A 16,508-nucleotide genomic window follows, 5' to 3' on the forward strand; every position below is an offset into this window, starting at 1 on the left:
TCAGGCGCCGGTCGCCGTCCGCTGCAGCAGTCCCCAGGTGAACTCGGCCGCCGCCTTCCGCGGCACCCCCTGCGCGTCCGGCGCGGTGAAGGCCAGGCCCCAGCGGGTGGGGGCCGTGCCCTCCAGGGGGCGGGCGGGGGCGAAGGCACGGGCCACCTCGTCGACCGTGCAGGACCACGGGGTGAGGTCGTCGAGCGTCTTCAGGTCCGGTCCCGGGGCGCCGGGGGCGCGGATCAGCCACTCGTTCCACACGGCGCCGTTCGGTGCGAGGAGGACCTCGAAGCGCAGGTCCGGCCAGAGGGGGACGGGCCACAGCAGGGCCTCGCAGTCCAGGTCGCCGATCCGGCGGCCGAGCACGGACTCGGGGGCGCCGAGCACCGAGCGGTAGCGGGAGGCGGCCGCACGCCCGCGAGGGGAGTGCAGCATCGCCTGCCAGCGCTTGTTGGCCTCTCTCATGGCGGCGATGGAGACGCCCAGTGCGTGCCGGGCGTCCTCCACCAGGTCCGGATTGTGGTCGGCCATGCGGCGCAGCAGGACCAGCTGGAAGTCGAGCGGGGTGAAGGGGCTAGCGGGGCGCTTGGCGGACGGCATGGGACCCATGGTCGCCCATGGGACCGGCACCGGGGCGTCGGCCGTCCGGGAGGAAGAGGACGGAGTTGACGTAGCGCAGGTGGCTGCGGAAGGGCAGGACGCGGCCCAGCAGGCCCTGGGAGACGACGTGCGAGGCGGCGGCCTGGTGCTCCTCCAGCGGGAACTTCGCCAGCGGCACCCACGCCGAGCCGGGCAGCACCCAGCCGTCGTAGCGGAGCAGGGAGAGATAGGTGACGACGGGGGCGATCGGCTGGATGCGCGACTCCAGCTCCACGAAGAGGGCCGGGCGGTCGCGGGCCAGCAGGCCGGTCGCCCCACGCAGCACCGCGAGCTCGCTGCCGTCCACGTCGATCTTGATGAAGCCGACGTCGCGCAGGCCGAGTTCGTCGAGGGTGATGCAGGAGACGTGCAGGGCATGGGCGTGGATGTCGCGGCGGACCAGGGAGGACACGCCCCGGTCGCCGGCGTCGTCCGGCGGCAGCCAGAGGCGGGCGGTGCCGGGGCGGTCGGAGGCGGCGGCCCGGACGACGCGGACGTTGGCCGGGGCGGTGGCGGACAGCAGGTCCGCCAGGTGCGGCACCGGTTCCACCGTGACCACCCGGCGCGCCCGGCCGGCCAGGCGCCGGGTCCACGGGCCGTACCAGCCGCCGACGTCCACGGCGGTGCCGCAGCCGGAGGGACACAGGTCGGCCAGCCGGGCCAGCTCGGGCTCGAAGCGCGGGTAGACCGCGCGGGCGGCGGCGGCCACCAGACGGGTGGGCAGCAGGGGGGCCAGGCGGGCCGCCAGGGTGGGGGACATCACCGGGCCATCCGCTCCAGCAGGGCCTCGTGCTCGTCGTCCGACACCTGCTCCCCGGACGCGGGCAGCAGCTGCGGGATGCCGTCGACGATCGGGTAACGGCGGTGCAGGCGCGGGTTGTAGAGGGCCTCGTCGCCCGTCGGCCCGTCCGGCACGAGCAGGTGCAGCGGGCCCTTGTCGAGCGGACACGCCAGGATGCGCAGCAGCGGGTCGTCGGGCTTCATGGAGGAGTCAACTCCTTGGTCAGGATGGGGGGTTGAGGTTCCTGTGAGTCGTGTTTGGGCATGGTCAGCAGAACGGAGACGGCCAGCAGGGTGCCCGCCAGGCGCAGCGAGAGCCGCAGCGGGTCGTGCGGCAGCGCCTCGCCGAACGAGAGCGTGCCGAGCACCGCCGTGAACAGGCAGGTCACGGTCGTGCACACCGGCACGATCAGCGAGGCCCGGCAGCGCTGCAGCGCGGCCTGCGACATCACCAGGCCGAACGCGCCGGTGAACAGCAGGAGATAGGGGTACGGGGAGCGCAGCACGCCCGCCACCGCGCGCCCCACCCCGCCGGACGCCAGGTACGTCAGATAGCTCGACACCCCCTTGATGGCGAGCGAGCTGACCCCGTACAGCAGGCCGACGGCCACCCCGTACTCCACGCCGGTGGTCGGCGCGCGGTGCCGTTTGCGGGTACGGCGCTCCGCGGAGCCGTAGAGCCACACCCCGCAGGCCAGCGACGGCACGCACACCAGCAGGATCAGCGGATACGGTGCGCTGCGGCTGACCGTGTCGGCGCCCGGGCCGCCCTCCTTCAGCGACAGCACGACCATGAGCAGCGCGGCGAGGATCGCGCCGAGGGCGTAGCGCTCCCGGCCCGTGGTCTCCTCACCCAGCAGCCGGGCCGAGAGCAGCACCAGCAGGACCAGGCCGGAGACGAAGATGCCCTGGGCGGCGGCGATCGGCAGGGTGCGGTAGACGACGAGCTGCGCGCCGAAGCCGGCGGCCAGCGCCAGTGATCCGCCGATCCACAGCGGGCTGCCGAGCACCAGCCGCAGCAGCCGGGCGGGCTGATGGATCGTCACCTCCGGCAGGGAGGTGAGCGCCCGTTTCTCCAGGACGAAACCGAGGCTGTACAGGGTGTTCGCCATCAGGGCCGCGGCCACTCCCCACCACATGGTGTGCCCCCTAGGTCTTCCGCGCGTGCAGGAGAAGGATCGAGGCGAGGGGTGGTCTGCAGCAGGCCAGCCGGTCGAGGGCGCGCAGCGGGCGCGGCACACCGTGGAAGGGCGCGCCCTTCAGCCCGACGACCTCGAAGCCGGTCGCGGTGACGAACTCCCGCAGTGCGCGGGCGGTGTAGAGCCGCAGGTGCCCCACCACCTCCCGGCCCGGCCGGCCGTGCACGGCGCGCAGGCTGACCTCGGAGAACACGGGCTGCACCCCGGCCAGCAGCAGGGCGCGGTTGTACCAGGCGGCCAGGTTCGGGGTGGAGAGCATCAGATGGCCTCCCGGGCGCAGGACCCGCCGGATCTCGTCCAGGGCCGAGTCGGGGTCGACCAGGTGCTCGACGACCTCGCTGAACAGCACGGCGTCGGCGCAGCCGGACCGGAACGGCAGCCCGCCGCCGGTGAGTTCACCGCGGACGGCGTACGCCAGGCGGGTGCGGGCGCGGTCCAGGGCGTCCTGGGACCAGTCGACGCCGACGACGCGATGGCCGCGCAGCAGCGGGGCCGCGGTGGCGGCCGCCGTGCCGTCTCCGCAGCCGACGTCGAGGACGGTGCACGGGGTGCGCCCGGCCGGTCCGAGGGCGGCGGCCAGCATGCGGGCCTGGCGGAGGCTGCGGGAGGGGCCGGAGGCGACGGGGACGGCGGGATCCTCGTAGAAGTCGCGCAGGTCCGGGTGGTGCACGGGGGCGGTGGTCACGGGGTCACCTCCGTGGAGTGCAGGTGGTGCTCGAACAGGTCCCGCAGATGGGCGCCGTCGCCGTGGCTGAGCAGGGCGCGGGACCAGCGCAGGGCGACGTGGAGGCGGCCTGCGGTGGAGGCGGTGGTGACGGTGAGGCCGCGGGGCATGCGCGCGGGCGCCGAGAACCAGACCGCGTGCGCGCGGCCCGCCTCCTCGCCGAAGTCCAGCGGGTAGGGGATGCGGCCGATGTTGCTGAGCAGGGTGGTGGACGTCCAGGGCGCGGCGGCCCTGCGCAGGCCGCGGGTGAGGGCGGCGCGCCAGGCCACGGGGGTGACCGGCGCGGTCAGCAGGGCGGCGCCGTGGCCGAGCTGGGGGCGGGGGAGGGACTTCAGGGCGCGGGTGCGGGTGGCCGTGCGGCGCAGCAGGGCGGACGTGCCCTCGGGGCCGTCGGCCGTCAACTCCTCCGGAGCGAAGGTGACTTCCACCAGCCGGGTGCCGTTGCCGATGGGCATCGTGGCGTCCCGGGGGCGGTCGTCCACGGGCATGGTGATGCGCAGCGGGCGCGGGCGGGCGCCGTGTTCGCGGTTCCAGTGCGCGACCGTGCGGGCGGTGGTGACCATGAGCTGGTCGTTCACGGTGTACGGGGAGCCCTTGGGGCGGTGCGGGAGGGGCAGCTCGGTGACGAGCAGGCCGTTGCCGGGGGAGGGCTCGGGCGTGCCGGGGGCGACGCGGGCCGGCGGGGACCAGTTGGAGGGGGTGTCGCCGAGGTCGTGGGGGGCGTCCGGCGTGCGTACGGGGGGTGCGGCGGGGGAGTTGTCGCGGCCGCCGTAGATCTCGGCGGCGGTCGCGAGCACGCGGAGGCAGGCGGGGCCGTCGAGGGCGGTGTGGTTGATGGTGAGGAAGAGGACGGTGCCCCTGGGCCGGGACGGCGGCGGCTCGTCGGGCCGGTGGGGCGGTACGCCGACGCCGTCGGTGGCCTCGCTGCCCTCCGCCGGGCCCGCCCCCTCGACCACCTCCAGGCGTATCGGCGGCGAGAGGGACAGCGGGGGAGCCGCCGTCAGCGCCCGGGTCCGGGCGTCCCTGAGGGCGCGGCGGTCCGCGGCGGGGAAGCTCACCACCTCCACCTCCGGGTCGGCGGTCAGTTCCCACTCGTAGCGGCGCCGGTACCAGCGGCCGGCGGCCTCGCGCATCAGGATGCGCGGGTGCCGGCGCAGCGCCGCCCCGAACGCGGCGCGCAGCCGCTCGCGGTCGAGGTGTCCCGGCAGGTGCACCTCGATGTGGACGGTCTCCGGCTCCTCCTCCTGGAGGCAGTGCCGGGCGACCTCGTCCACGACGGGGAAGGGGATACGGCCGGGCGGACGGGCCGGACCGTCCGCGCGGGCGGGATGGTCGAGTGCGGTCATGCCGGATCGCCCTTCCTCGGGCGGGTTGGTGCCTCGGGGGCGGGTGTTGGGTCCGGTCCGGGCACGAAGGGCAGCACCGCCGTGGAGCCCGGTCCCTCGCCGGGCTCCCGTACGCTCGCCACGCCCGCGAACAGCCCGATCAGCGCCAGCAGTTGAGCGGCGTGCCCGAACGCGCCGCGGCCCGCGCCCGCCGGCTCGCCGGCGCCCGTCGCCGCCGCGATGCCGGCCCCCGCGAGGGCGGCGAACGCGATCGGCACCAGCAGGGCGTGCCGCCGGCGGGCGAGCAGCGCCAGCGCGGGCACCAGCAGCGCGAGCCACCCGGCGATCACGACGCCCACCGCCGTCAGCGCCACCGTGCCGAGCCACAGCCCGGGCAGCGGCGGCACCGGCTGGAGCGGGTCGGGGTTCGGCGCGCGCCGGCGCCACACGACCAGGCCCACCAGGACCGCGAGACCGGCCGCGCCGCCGATCAGCCCGCCCTGGTAGGTCGTCGCGGGCCCGTACGTCAGCTTGACGGTGCCGCCCGCTCCCGCCGGGATGCGCCAGCCCTGCTGCCAGCCGTCGAGGCGGACCGGGGTCAGCTCCTTGCCGCCCAGGGTGGCCCGCCAGCCGTCGTTGAAGTTCTCGTACGTCGTCAGGTAGACGGCCGCGCCGGAGCCGACGGCCACCTCGCGGCGGTCGCCCAGCCAGTCCCTGATCGTCAGCCGCCGGGGCGCGGCGGTGGGCCCGGCGACCGTGCCGCGGGTCAGCGTGACATCCGTCAGGACGAGCGGCCCGGCGTCCCCGGCCTCCAGCCGGTGGCTGCCCGCGGACAGCTCCAACCCCGTGTCGCCACGGCCCCGCTGACAGAGCGTCACCGTCACCTGCCGGTGCTCGCGCAGGTCCCGTACGGTCCCCTTCACGCCCGTCTGGTACAGCTCGCCGTCCACCGCCACGTCCGGTCCCCGCCCGCACGGCAGCGAGAAGGTCCGGCTGTCGCTCGGCTGCGGGGTGCGGTACCGGTCCAGGGCCGGGACGTAGGCCTCGGTCAGCCCCACCGGCAGCTGGAGGTCCTCGTCGGCGACCGGGTTGTGCAGGGTCAGCGGCGCGGTCCGGGTGATCGTGATGTCCAGGTGGTCGGTGGTGATCGGGTCGAAGCGGACCACGCCGTTGTCGTCGACGCCGGCGATCGTCGCGCCGTCCGGTGAGCTGATGTCCACCTGGGTCGGGCGGGTGGACAGTCCGCCCGCCGGGGCCAGGACCACCTCGCCGATCGGCTGTTTCCCGCTCCAGCCGAGATGGATCGTGGGGCGGTCCCCGGCGATCCACGCCGTCGTCAGATCGCCGTCGGTGAGGTTGCGCGCCGACACGCCCGCGCCCAGCGGCGCCGTCGAGTCGGCGGTCGCCACGATGCGGTTCTGCTGGTCGGGGGCGACCTCGTAGAGCAGCCTGTCGAGCGCCTCGCCGGGTACCGGCACCGCGCTCGCCCGGATCCCGAAGGTCCCCGCCGTGGCCGTGGAGAAGCGGCGGTGCAGGCCCGCCTCCATGCCCGTCGCGGAGAGGCCGGTGGGGTCGGCGGCGCGGTGCAGCGAGACCTGCTCGGCGGCGGCGTCGGTGGACGCCGCGTCCGTGGGTAGCCGCAGCAGGCGGGTCACCCGCACATGGGGCAGGCCGATCTCCGAGAAGCCCGCGCCGGTCAGACCGGTGCGGCGGGCCACCGACTCGGTGATCGTCAGTTTCATCCAACGCGTCGTGCCCTTGGGCGCCTTGACGCTCTGCGTCTGGCCGTTCGGGCGCAGGAAGCTGGTCACCGCCCCCTTCTCGGTCTCCACCCGCACCTTGGTCGCCGCCGAGCGCACGCTCTCCTGCGGCAGCGGGGTCACCTTGAACGAGGACGGCATCGCGTAGGGGTCCGTGAAGGCGATACGCAGCCACTGCCCGTCCGCCGAACCCGGCGAGCCCTCCGCCCACGCCGTGTCCGGGTTGCCGTCGAAGGCGTTCACCGGGTCGTACTGGGGGAGGTGGAAGAGCCAGTTGCCGCTGGAGGACGCCGTCACGGAGCGGGCGCCGCGCAGCTGGGCGACCGTCTGGTGGCCGAGGCCCGTGACGGGCAGGATCTGGTGCGGCTTCCGCCCCGCGTCCTGCACGGCGTTCGGCGCGTTGCGCTGCGAACTCGTGTACGTGTAGGACGTGTTGGCGGTGACCAGCCCGAACCGCGTGTCCGCGCGGCGCAGCCCGTCGCCGGTGATCTGCAGCGGCGGCGTGCCGAGGCCGGGGTGGTTGTCGCCGGTCAGCACGGCCGGCCGGCCGCGCAGCTCGGCGGCGAGGGGCAGCAGCGACTCGGGTCCGCCGGAGACGACGGCCGTGTCGGACACGGGCAGCAGATGCGCCTGGCCCGGCCGTGGCACGTCCGTACCGGACGGCTGGTAGATCTCGACCGCCCGCTGCCGCGGATACAGCCCCTCCACCTGGAGCGGCGCGTCATGGGCGATGACGCCGCCGGTCATCACCGGGCCGAAGCCCGTCACCCGCTCGTAGCCGGACTGCTCCAGCGTCCGCTTCACGGTCGAGGTCGGCACCGTGTCGGCCTGGGTGGGGTCGAGGTCGTTGCGTACGACGACGTAGTGGATGCCCGCCCGGCTCAAGTAGTCGGCCAGGCCCGGGACATCGCTCCCGGTGGCCAGGGCCTGCTCCACGGCGTCCATCGTGCGCCGGTTGCCCGGGGTGCCGAAGGGGACGAAGTCACGTTGCGCCCAGCGTGACTTCGCGAGGACGTCGAGGGGCTCGTCGATCGGCGCGCCCCAGCTGTAGAGGCCGTGCGCGGTGGCGGGCACCACCAGCGCGCGGGAGTCGGGGGAGTACTTCTGCAGCCAGTCGGCGGTGGTCTTCCAGTACGTGGGGAGTTCCTGGAAGGAGCCGGGGCCGAGCAGGGAGCCGTTGAGGTACGGCCACATGAGGCCCGGCAGGATCAGGACGGCCGCGATCAGCGGGGCGAAGCGGCGCCCGCGCACCGGCCGCGCGCCGCGCCGCACGGCCGCCACGCCCACCAGATGGGCGAGACCCAGGACCAGGGCCAGCGCGAGGCCGGTCTGGAACTTGTAGATGTTGCGGAAGGGGACCAGCCAGCCGTTCAGCCAGTCCTGCACGGTCCCGTGGAAGGGCGCGCCGAACGCGCCGCCGTACCCGGCGAACAGCACCAGCACGACGGAGATCACCGTCAGCACCAGCCACCGCCGTTCCGGCATGTCGCGTCGGGCGAGGCCGGCGAGCCCCAGGCCGGCCGCCAGCGCCGAGCAGACGATGACGACGACCGAGGAGGCGACGGTCCAGCCGGCCGGCAGCCACGCCTCGCCGAAATGCAGGTACGCGACCCAGTTGCCGGCCCCGCGCAGCCCCTCCGTCGCCGCCATCGTGGACGTCGTGGTCTGCGAACTCTCCACGTACGGAAGGAAGTTCTCGCCGTAGACGCCGAGCATCAGCAGCGGTATCCACCACCAGGCCGTCGCCACGATCACGCCCGGCACCCACCAGGCGATCAGCTTGCGCCGGCGTGGTCCGGGCGGGCGGGACAGGAGATGGAGCCCGACCGGAAGCAGCGAGGCCAGCGTCGAGGCGCCGTTGACGCCGCCCATGAACGGCACGACGAGCGCCGAGCGCAGGGCCGCGACCCGTGCCGAGTAGCGCTCGTCGGTCAGCGGCAGCAGCACCCAGGGCAGGAAGGCGCCGGGCAGCACGGCCGCCGACGTGGACCCGACGACGATGGTGAACACCGGCCACAGGGCGTACGCCACCGCGGCGAGCAGCCGGGACCCGCGGCTGCCCACGGTGAGCCGCTCGGCCAGCCGCAGCGCACCCCAGAAGGCGACGGACACCAGCAGCGACATCCACAGCCGCTCCGCCAGCCACACCGGCAGGTGCAGGACGTGCGCCAGCCAGTAGAAGGGCAGCATCGGCCAGAGGTAGCCGGCGTACTGGTCCTGGATCCCGCCGAAGGAGCCCTGGTCGTGCCAGAGCTGCCCCAGGTCGGAGAAGAAGGCACCCGGGTCGACCGTGACACCGAGCTTGGTGTCGAAGGTCTGGCGGCCCGGATGCACCGCCGCGAACAGCACGAACGCCACGGCCCAGAACCCCAGCAGCCAGCGCCGCGACCGCGGGCCCTCCGGCGGGCCCGAGGCGGCCGTGGAGGTGGGGACGGCTGCCGGGGGAGGAGCCTGGACCGTGGTCGTCATGGGGGACACCGCCGGAGGATGAGAAGGAGGTTCCAGGTGGCCACCTCGCGGAGGCCGGGCGCCTTGACGACCGTCTCGGCGAGAAGGGGCCAGTAGCGGGAGCGTGCCGAGACGATGGCGACGTCGTCGCGGGCGCGGACCTGCCGCAGGGTCGTGCCGATGTGCACGGCGAAGAGGTTCTCGCCGAGGGTGTGCTTGGCGGGTCTTCCGGTACGGCGCAGATAGCGGGCGCGGGCCCGCTCGGCACCGAAGTAGTGCCAGGGGGCCCACTCGTGACCGCCCCACGGGGACAGCCAGTTGGTGAAGGAGACGTAGATGAGCCCGCCGGGCCGCGTCACCCGGGCGAGTTCGCTCAGGAACGTCTGCGGATCGGCCACGTGCTCCAGCACGTTCGACGAGAAGGTCACGTCGGCGGCCCCGTCGGACAGCGGCAGCAGATAGCCGTCCGCGATGACGGTCCCGTCGGGCGGCTTCTCACCCAGCTCCCGCACGTCGGGCTCGAAGAGATACGCGTGCGCGCCCCGCCGCCGGAACTCCTCGGTGAAGTACCCCCCGCCCCCGCCGACGTCGACGACGGTCCGCTCGTGGACGGCCCCGCCGTAGCCCTCGACCTGATCGACGGCGTCACGGGCCAGCAGCGCGTAGCACCTCTGCGGATCGTCCTGCTCGTGCCGGAAGGCACGCCACAGAGCGAGCGAACGCCGAAAGGAGGGGTCCTTCATGGACGGGCCCCCGGCAGCGCCCCTTCGGGGGCGGGGGGAACTGCGCGACAGGCCACGACGGGCCCGCAGCCGTGCACCGGCCGCACCGACCCGGCGCAGGGGCGTCATGGCGCCCAGCCCCGCACCGCCTCGGCGGCCACGGCCCGGAACTGTCTCACCGTCCGGTGCCAGCGATAGCGCGCCGCGCGGTCCCGCGCGGCCTTGCCCATCGCCTCCCGCCGTGCCCCGGACAGGGACAGCGTGCACCAGGCGGCGGCGAAGGAGGACTCGCCGTGCGCGAGCACACCCGTCTCCCCGTCCACGACGGAGTCCCGCAGCCCCGGCACGTCGAAGGCGATCGTCGGGGTCTCCCGGGCGGCCGCCTCGGTGACGACGAGACCCCATCCCTCCACGGCGGACGGGTGCAGCAGCAGCCATGCCGCGCACAGCAGCCGGTGCTTCTCCGCCTCGGAGACATGGCCCGCGAACTCCACGCCGGGCCCGGCCAGTCGCTCCAGACCGGCCCGCTCGGGCCCGTCGCCCACGATCACCAGCCGGCCGCCGGTGACGGGCCGCACCCGTTCCCAGAGTCTGAGCAGCAGATCGATCCGCTTGTACTCGACGAGGCGGCCGACCGCCACGAACAGCGGCTCGGGGCAACGGTCGGCGCGCGGCCCCGGCTCCTCCACGCCGTTGTGGACGACCCGGATCCGGTCCCGTTCCACGCCGATTCCCCGCAGGGCATGCGCCGTCGAGGGGGAGACGGCGACCAGCAGGCTCCGGTGCTGGGCACCGGTCAGCGCCCACTGCTCAAGTCTTCGGCCGAGCCGGGCGGCGGGCAGCAGGGGCCCGCCGAACCGCATCTTCCACAGGTCGGAGTGGACGTGGTTGACCAGGCACAGGGTGGGGCCCCGGTGCCACAGAGGTGCCAGGTACGGCATCCCGTTGCAGACCTCGACCAGCAGATCGGTCTCGCCGACCTGACGGGCGAAGGCGGAGCGTGCGCGCAGATAGTGGCCGAACTCCCCGCCGGCGGACACGACCCGGTAGTCCCGGAACACCGCGGGACCGCCGCAGATCAGCGTCACCTGGTGACCGAGGGCGGTGAGCCCGTCGGCCAGCCGGTCGACCAGCAGCTCGGAGCCGCCGGCGGCCGGATTGTCCAGATCACGGTGGGCGAGAAAAACGATTCGGCGCGGTTGTGGGGGGTGTACCGGACGGTGCTGCGCCGCCCGGAGGTGATCGGTGCGACGGTCCCCCCGCTCGAGTGCGTTCGTGAGTGGGGGAGGGGAAGGCACGTGCTGGGGCATGGGTGCTCCAACTCGTCTCAGGGTGCGGAACTCAGCGGTGGTTTCCGGACTTGCTGTGGGGGGACTGAGTTCTTCATGGGCGGGGCATGTGGACAGCCTGTGCTCGGGTGGGGTTGGACAGTTTTCGCCCACCCGTTCTCCACGGCTACTCACCGGGGTGACAATTTGCGGCTTTATTAGAACTGACGTCATGTCACTTCGTGAGCTGAGCCGGTGAAGTTCCTCCCTTGTCGGGACGATGGCGACCTTTGCGCCCTCTTACCACCAGAACCACACCCACTGCCGCCAGGACGAATCCGGCCACAGCGGCGCCGACCGGCAACGTCCGCCCCACCATGCGCAGCCGGCCGCTCTCCGTCTTGGCCTGCTTCACCTGGTCCTTCTGCGTCGCCGTGGTGAACGCCAGCTTCCGGCTGTCCAGCAGCACGACCGCGTCCTTCGCCGACCCCGGCGCGCGCAGCGTGCGACGCGGGCCGACCTGGGCGTAGAGCACCCGGCCGGTGCGCTGGTCGACGACGAGCTGCACGCCGTGGTTGGAGTACCACTCCTCGGCCAGCACCTGCGGCTTGTTCTGCTGCCCGACGATCGCGCCCGGCACCAGCCGGGTGCCGATCTTCGTCGGCGAGACCGAGCCGGTGAAGCGGTACCCCCGGTAGCCCTGGATCTTCCTGGTGCCCGCGTAGTGCAGGACGACCGTGTCGCCGAGGGAGTTGTCCCACCAGGTGTAGGAGCGTTTGTGCACGTCGAAGGGGAACTTCAGATAGGAGTCGCCCTCGAAGTACGGGTTCTCCTGGCAGCAGTGCACCGGCTGGTTGGTGCGCCGGTCGGTCACCCACCGGTTCAGGAAGAACTCCAGCGCGTCGTGCGGATCGGCGGCCGGCAGCGACTTGTCGGTGTCGACCGCCGTCGTCACGTCCCACACCGCCCGCCCGCTCTTCTCGCTGTCCTCGACGTTGCCGCGCACCTGCTGGGTGACCGTGATCCGCTGGTCGTGCAGGGTCTCCACCGCGTCGGTGTCGAAGTAGCTGCCGGTGCCGCGGTAGACGGCCGTGGTGTCGATGTCGATCGGGTTCACGGCGGCCCGCGGCTCCACGTACCAGACCAGCATCGGCGCCAGGACCAGCAAGAACACGCCGAGTCCCAGAAGGATCAGCGAAAGAGGGGAGGCTGTACGGCGCATCCGGACTCCAGGGGGGTGGATGTCTCCAGTTCGGGCCGCTCCATGTGGCCGGAGACCGTAGGCGCCTCTTGACGCGGTGTCAATGCTTGTCGAGACTGGCTCGACAGGCAGGTGTGGGACCGCCGGGTGGGGACGACCTTTCGGACAGAGAGGCTGACCCTGCGATGTCCAGACTGCTCGCCGCCGCGTTGACCGTCCTGGCCGCCGCGGCCCTCGCCGTGGGTGCGGCCCTCGGCATCGTCGCGCTGCTCGACGCGACCCCCGACCAGCCCAACACCCCCTTGATCACCTACGAGCAAGCCCGGCAGGGGAGTTGACGGTGGCGCCCGCCCGCTCCCCGGCCCTGACGAGCCGCTCGGCCTGGCACGACGTCCCGCGTCTCCAGGTCCGCCGTTTCGCCGCGATCGCCATGGCGGAGGCGCCCTCGCTCGCCGAGGAGATCCTGAGCGAGATCCGCCGCGAGTACCCCCACCTGCCCGTCGTCCTCGACGAGTCCGGCGAGCCGATGGCCCTGGTCGGCATCCGGCGCGCCATCGAGGTCTTCGTCCAGCACCTGGAACGGTCGGAGGGCCGCCCCTCGGTCCCGCCGGGCGTGTTCCAGGAGTTCGGGCGGGGCGAGGGCCTGCACGGCCGCTCCCTGGACTCGCTGCAGGCGATCTACCGCTTGGGCGTCCGCCTGGCCTGGCGCCGCTTCGCCGAGATCGGCCAGCGCGTCGAGATCCCGCCGCCCGCGATGTACGAGCTCGTCGACGCGGGGTACGAGTATCTGGACGGCCTGGTCGATCAGTCCGTACGGGGTTACGCCGAGGCGGCCGCCCGCCAGGCCGGTGAACGGCTGCGGCTGCAGCGGCGGTTGATGGAGCTGCTGCTGGCCGAACACCACCGGGGCGATCCGGCCGAGGCGCTCACCGAGCGGGCCGCGCGGGTCGGCTGGCAGCTGCCGCGCAAGGTCGCGGTCGGGGTGCTGCTGCGTCCGGCGCGGGAGGCGGTCGCGCCCGCCGTCGGACAGGGCGTGCTGCTCGACATGGAGTACGAGCAGCCCCGCATGGTCGTCCCCGAACCGGACGCGGCGGGCCGGCCCGAATTACTGCACCGGGCGCTGACCGGCTGGTCCGGGGCGATCGGACCGCCCGTACCGCTGGCCGACGCGGCGAAGTCGCTGCGCTGGGCCGAGGCGGCGGTCCGTCTGATGGAACGGGATCTGCTCCCCGCCGGGGACGTCCTGTACTGCACCGAGCACACGGAGGCGCTGGTGCTGCTCCAGCCCGAGGAGCTGCTCGACGATCTGGCGCTGCGGTGCCTCGCGCCGCTGACCCACTGCGGGCCGACGCACGGGCGCCGGCTCGCGCAGACGCTGCTGGCGTGGCTGGAGACGCGGGGCGGGGCGCCGGAGGTGGCCGCCCGGCTGGGCGTCCATCCGCAGACGGTCCGCTACCGCCTGCGTCAGATCCGCGAGCTCTGGGGCGACGAGATCGACGACCCCGACCGCCGCTTCGAGCTGGAACTGGTGCTGAGGGCGCAGCGGTTGAGGGGAGTGCTGGGGGAGGCGGGGCGCCGGTGACCGGGGCTACCGGGAGGCGCGCTGTGCCCGCCAGGCCGCGTAGTGATCGAGCAAGGTCTCCGCCACGGGGCGATAGCGGATGCCCAGTTCGCTCACGCTCCGGCCGTTGTCGACCTCGAAGCGGATGCCGAGGTGCTTGCGGATGTAGTCCTGGCTCAGCCCGAAGGCGGGGCCGAGGAGGCGAACGGGCCAGTGCGGCAGGCGGGTTCGCGGCAGCCGCAGGTTTCCGGGGTACCGCCCCCGGATGATGCGTGCCATCTCGTGGAAGGAGGTCATCCGTTCCGCCGCGACGATGTACCGCCCCTGCGCGTCCGGCCGCTCGGCCGCGGCGATGTGGGCGTCGGCCAGGTCCCGGACGTCGACCGTGGTGAAGCTGAAGTCGGGGGCGCCGTAGCAGAAGTAGCCCTTGAAGAGCTCGTCGAGGAGGAAGAGGCTGCCCGACTGCGAGGCGGGGGTGAGGGAGGGCCCGAGCACGAGGCCGGCGTTCACGGCGACCATGCGCCACCGGTCCTGCGCCTTCGCGGCCTCCCAGGCGGCCAGCTCCGCGACGGTCTTGGCGTAGTGGTACGGATTGTTCTCGACGGTGCTGGTGGTGTTGACGTACCTCTCCCGCAACACCTGCCCCTCCATCTCCAGCACGTCGGCGTAGTCACCGAAGACGGCGCCCACGGTGGAGGTGAACACGAACCTGCGCACACCGGGCGTCCGCTCCACACTCCCGACCACGTTCCGCGTCCCGGCGAGCGCGGGCTCGACGACGTCCCGCCGCCCGTCCTTGATCTTCTCCGGCATCAGAAAGGGCGAGGCGACATGGAAGACGACCTCACACCCCTCCATCGCCTCGTCGAACGCGCCGTCCGCGAGAAGATCGGCCTCGAACAGGTCAAGCTGCCCGGGAAACCGCTCCCGGAGGCTCTCCAGGGGCGCCACCTTGCGGGCGTCCGCCGTGCTGCGGACGGTGGTGCGGACCCGGTGCCCGCGCTCCAGCAGACGCTTCACCAGGTGGCAGCCGACGAACCCGCTGCCCCCTGTCACCAGCACCTCCACGGGCACTCCGATCATGTCGGGACGGTCGGGGAGAACCGTGCTGTCAGGCATTCTGGCCGGTTCCCGGGGTCACCGGAATGCTCGGGATCCGCAGAACCATTGCCGGGGCAAACGCTCTATGACTAGCCTGTGTTCGTCATGCCGATCGTCTGTTGAAATCTCGAACATAGACGCCTCAGATACCAAGGGAGGGGACCGGTCGTGGGACGCCTCGTACCTGCCGTGACCCGGGCTCTCGACATTCTCGAGCTCTTCCTCGACGGGGACGGGACGCTCTCCGCCCCCGACATCGTGCGCAGGCTGCAGCTGCCGCGCACCACCGTGCACGAGCTGGTGACCACGCTCGCCGCCCGGTCCTACATCGTGCAGGTGCCCGGGCAGCCGGGACGCTACCGCCTCGGGGTGCGGCCGTACCAGCTCGGCAGCCGGTACGCCGAGCAGCTGGACCTCGCCGCCGAGGGCCAGCAGGTCGCCCGGTCCGTCGCCGAGACCTGCGACGAGACCGTGCACGTGGCCATCCTGGAGGGCACCGACGTCATCTACATCGCCAAGGTGGACTCCACCCATGCGGTGCGTATGGTGTCCGCCGCGGGGCGCCGGCTCCCGGCGCACTGCACCTCCGTGGGCAAGATGCTGCTGGCCTCCCTTCCGGAGCCGGAGCTCACCTCGCGCATTCCGGACGACGCCGAGCTCGTCGCGATGACACCCAACAGCATCACCGAGCCGGGTGCCCTGCGCGAGGCCCTCGCGCAGATCCGGCAGCGCGGGATCGCGGTCGAGAGCCGTGAGTCCAACCCGGACGTCAGCTGCGTGGCCGCGCCGGTGCGGGACCGCACCGGGCAGGTCGTCGCCGCCCTCTCCATCTCCGTCCCCATGATCCGCTGGAGCGACGAGCGGCGCGCCGAGCTGGAGCAGCTCGCCGCGAAGGGCGCCGTCGAGCTCTCGGAGCGGCTCGGTCACCGGAGCCTGGCATGACGCACAGGTTCGAGGTGGCGGTACCGGCCGAGGCCGGCCTGGGGGAGGGGCCCACCTGGGACGCCGTCCGGGAGCGGCTGATCTGGGTGGACATCCTCGGCTCGCGCGTGCACACGTACGAGCCGGCTTCCGGGCGCCGCGGCGTCCGCACCACCGAGCAGCACGTCGGCGCCGCGAAGCCGCGGGCCGGCGGCGGGCTCGTGCTGAACCTGCGCGACGGCGTCGGGCTCGTCGACCCCGACGGCACCTTCCGCTGGCTGCACCACGAACCCGTGCCCGGCCGGCGCGGCAACGACGCCGCCGTCGCCCCCGACGGCTCCCTCTGGGCCGGCACCATGCGCTACGACGAGGCGCCGGGCGGCGGCACGCTGTCCCGGATCACCGGGGACGGCGCCGCCGTGACCGTCCTCGACGACGTGGCCGTCAGCAACGGCACCGGCTGGAGCCCCGACGGCCGGCTGATGTACTACGTCGACTCGCCGACCCGGCAGGTCGACGTCTTCCACCACGAGGACGGCCGTGTCGTGGACCGGCGCCGGTTCGCCCAGGTCGAGGAGGGCGCCGGCTTCCCCGACGGGCTGACCGTGGACGCCGACGGCTGCGTGTGGGTCGCCTTGTGGGACGGCGGTGCGGTGCGCCGCTACACCCCCGACGGCGAGCTCGACCGGGTGATCGAACTGCCGACGCCCCGCGTCACGGCCTGCGCCTTCGGCGGCGCGGACCTGACGGACCTGTACATCACGACGGCCCGCGTGGGTCTCGACCGGCCCCACCCGGTGGCCGGTTCCCTCCTGGTCGTCCCCGGCGCCGGAAAGGGCCTGCCCCAGCCGCCGTTCACCGGCTGAGC

Annotated in this window: 15 protein-coding genes; 4 read left to right on the top strand and 11 right to left on the bottom strand. The window is 73.3% G+C overall.

The genetic code is table 11. The features are described 5' to 3' along the window. The 10 genes from ACIRPX_RS05825 to ACIRPX_RS05870 form a co-directional block, all read right to left on the bottom strand. Positions 1-591: a hypothetical protein gene (locus ACIRPX_RS05825; RefSeq protein ID WP_404188762.1), complete on the bottom strand. Its 591-nt coding sequence runs from the start codon at positions 589-591 to the stop codon at positions 1-3. Then, positions 566-1,390: an FkbM family methyltransferase gene (locus tag ACIRPX_RS05830; RefSeq protein WP_404188764.1), complete on the bottom strand. Its 825-nt coding sequence runs from the start codon at positions 1,388-1,390 to the stop codon at positions 566-568. The genes ACIRPX_RS05825 and ACIRPX_RS05830 overlap by 26 nt, the downstream gene beginning before the upstream one ends. Then, positions 1,390-1,614 (bottom strand): Trm112 family protein, encoded by a 225-nt coding sequence (locus ACIRPX_RS05835; RefSeq protein WP_404188767.1) that lies wholly within the window; start codon positions 1,612-1,614, stop codon positions 1,390-1,392. Before ACIRPX_RS05835 ends, ACIRPX_RS05830 begins: the two co-directional genes overlap by 1 nt. Next, positions 1,611-2,537 carry a hypothetical protein gene (locus ACIRPX_RS05840; RefSeq protein WP_404189275.1) on the bottom strand — a complete coding sequence of 309 codons (927 nt, stop codon included), beginning with the start codon at positions 2,535-2,537 and terminating at the stop codon, positions 1,611-1,613. The genes ACIRPX_RS05835 and ACIRPX_RS05840 overlap by 4 nt, the downstream gene beginning before the upstream one ends. Positions 2,538-2,559: 22 nt before the next feature. Beyond that, the gene (locus ACIRPX_RS05845) at positions 2,560-3,294 is read right to left on the bottom strand and encodes a class I SAM-dependent methyltransferase (RefSeq protein ID WP_404188769.1); all 735 of its coding nucleotides are present in this window, start codon (positions 3,292-3,294) and stop codon (positions 2,560-2,562) included. Next, the gene (locus tag ACIRPX_RS05850) at positions 3,291-4,679 is read right to left on the bottom strand and encodes a condensation protein (protein ID WP_404188771.1); all 1,389 of its coding nucleotides are present in this window, start codon (positions 4,677-4,679) and stop codon (positions 3,291-3,293) included. Before ACIRPX_RS05850 ends, ACIRPX_RS05845 begins: the two co-directional genes overlap by 4 nt. Next, positions 4,676-8,887: an alpha-(1->3)-arabinofuranosyltransferase gene (locus tag ACIRPX_RS05855; RefSeq protein ID WP_404188774.1), complete on the bottom strand. Its 4,212-nt coding sequence runs from the start codon at positions 8,885-8,887 to the stop codon at positions 4,676-4,678. The genes ACIRPX_RS05850 and ACIRPX_RS05855 overlap by 4 nt, the downstream gene beginning before the upstream one ends. Next, a complete protein-coding gene (locus ACIRPX_RS05860) occupies positions 8,884-9,609 on the bottom strand; it encodes a class I SAM-dependent methyltransferase (RefSeq protein WP_404188777.1) in 726 nt (241 codons plus the stop codon). Before ACIRPX_RS05860 ends, ACIRPX_RS05855 begins: the two co-directional genes overlap by 4 nt. A gap of 104 nt (positions 9,610-9,713) precedes the next feature. After that, complete coding sequence (locus ACIRPX_RS05865; RefSeq protein ID WP_404188780.1) at positions 9,714-10,898, bottom strand: glycosyltransferase family 4 protein; 1,185 nt, start codon at positions 10,896-10,898, stop codon at positions 9,714-9,716. 193 nt (positions 10,899-11,091) lie between these two features. Continuing rightward, on the bottom strand, positions 11,092-12,078 hold the full coding sequence (locus tag ACIRPX_RS05870; protein ID WP_404188783.1) for a DUF3068 domain-containing protein: 987 nt from the start codon (positions 12,076-12,078) through the stop codon (positions 11,092-11,094). A gap of 164 nt (positions 12,079-12,242) precedes the next feature. Here ACIRPX_RS05870 and ACIRPX_RS05875 point away from each other — a divergent pair, with 164 nt between their 5' ends. Both ACIRPX_RS05875 and ACIRPX_RS05880 read left to right on the top strand, forming a co-directional pair. Further along, a complete protein-coding gene (locus ACIRPX_RS05875) occupies positions 12,243-12,395 on the top strand; it encodes a hypothetical protein (RefSeq protein WP_404188786.1) in 153 nt (50 codons plus the stop codon). 2 nt (positions 12,396-12,397) lie between these two features. Then, the gene (locus tag ACIRPX_RS05880) at positions 12,398-13,639 is read left to right on the top strand and encodes a PucR family transcriptional regulator (protein ID WP_404188789.1); all 1,242 of its coding nucleotides are present in this window, start codon (positions 12,398-12,400) and stop codon (positions 13,637-13,639) included. Positions 13,640-13,645: 6 nt separating this feature from the next. Here the strand turns inward: ACIRPX_RS05880 and ACIRPX_RS05885 are convergent, their stop codons facing one another. After that, positions 13,646-14,701, bottom strand: coding sequence for an NAD-dependent epimerase/dehydratase family protein (locus ACIRPX_RS05885; protein WP_404188792.1), 1,056 nt, complete (start codon positions 14,699-14,701; stop codon positions 13,646-13,648). 186 nt (positions 14,702-14,887) lie between these two features. On the opposite strand from ACIRPX_RS05885, the gene ACIRPX_RS05890 reads away from it, so the two are divergent. Beyond that, positions 14,888-15,661 (top strand): IclR family transcriptional regulator, encoded by a 774-nt coding sequence (locus ACIRPX_RS05890; RefSeq protein WP_404188795.1) that lies wholly within the window; start codon positions 14,888-14,890, stop codon positions 15,659-15,661. Further along, on the top strand, positions 15,658-16,506 hold the full coding sequence (locus ACIRPX_RS05895; RefSeq protein ID WP_404188798.1) for an SMP-30/gluconolactonase/LRE family protein: 849 nt from the start codon (positions 15,658-15,660) through the stop codon (positions 16,504-16,506). Before ACIRPX_RS05890 ends, ACIRPX_RS05895 begins: the two co-directional genes overlap by 4 nt. The last annotated feature ends 2 nt before the right edge of the window (positions 16,507-16,508 follow it).

Origin of the sequence: Streptomyces sp. NPDC101225, from assembly GCF_044767585.1 — a bacterium.
Lineage (GTDB): Bacteria > Actinomycetota > Actinomycetes > Streptomycetales > Streptomycetaceae > Streptomyces.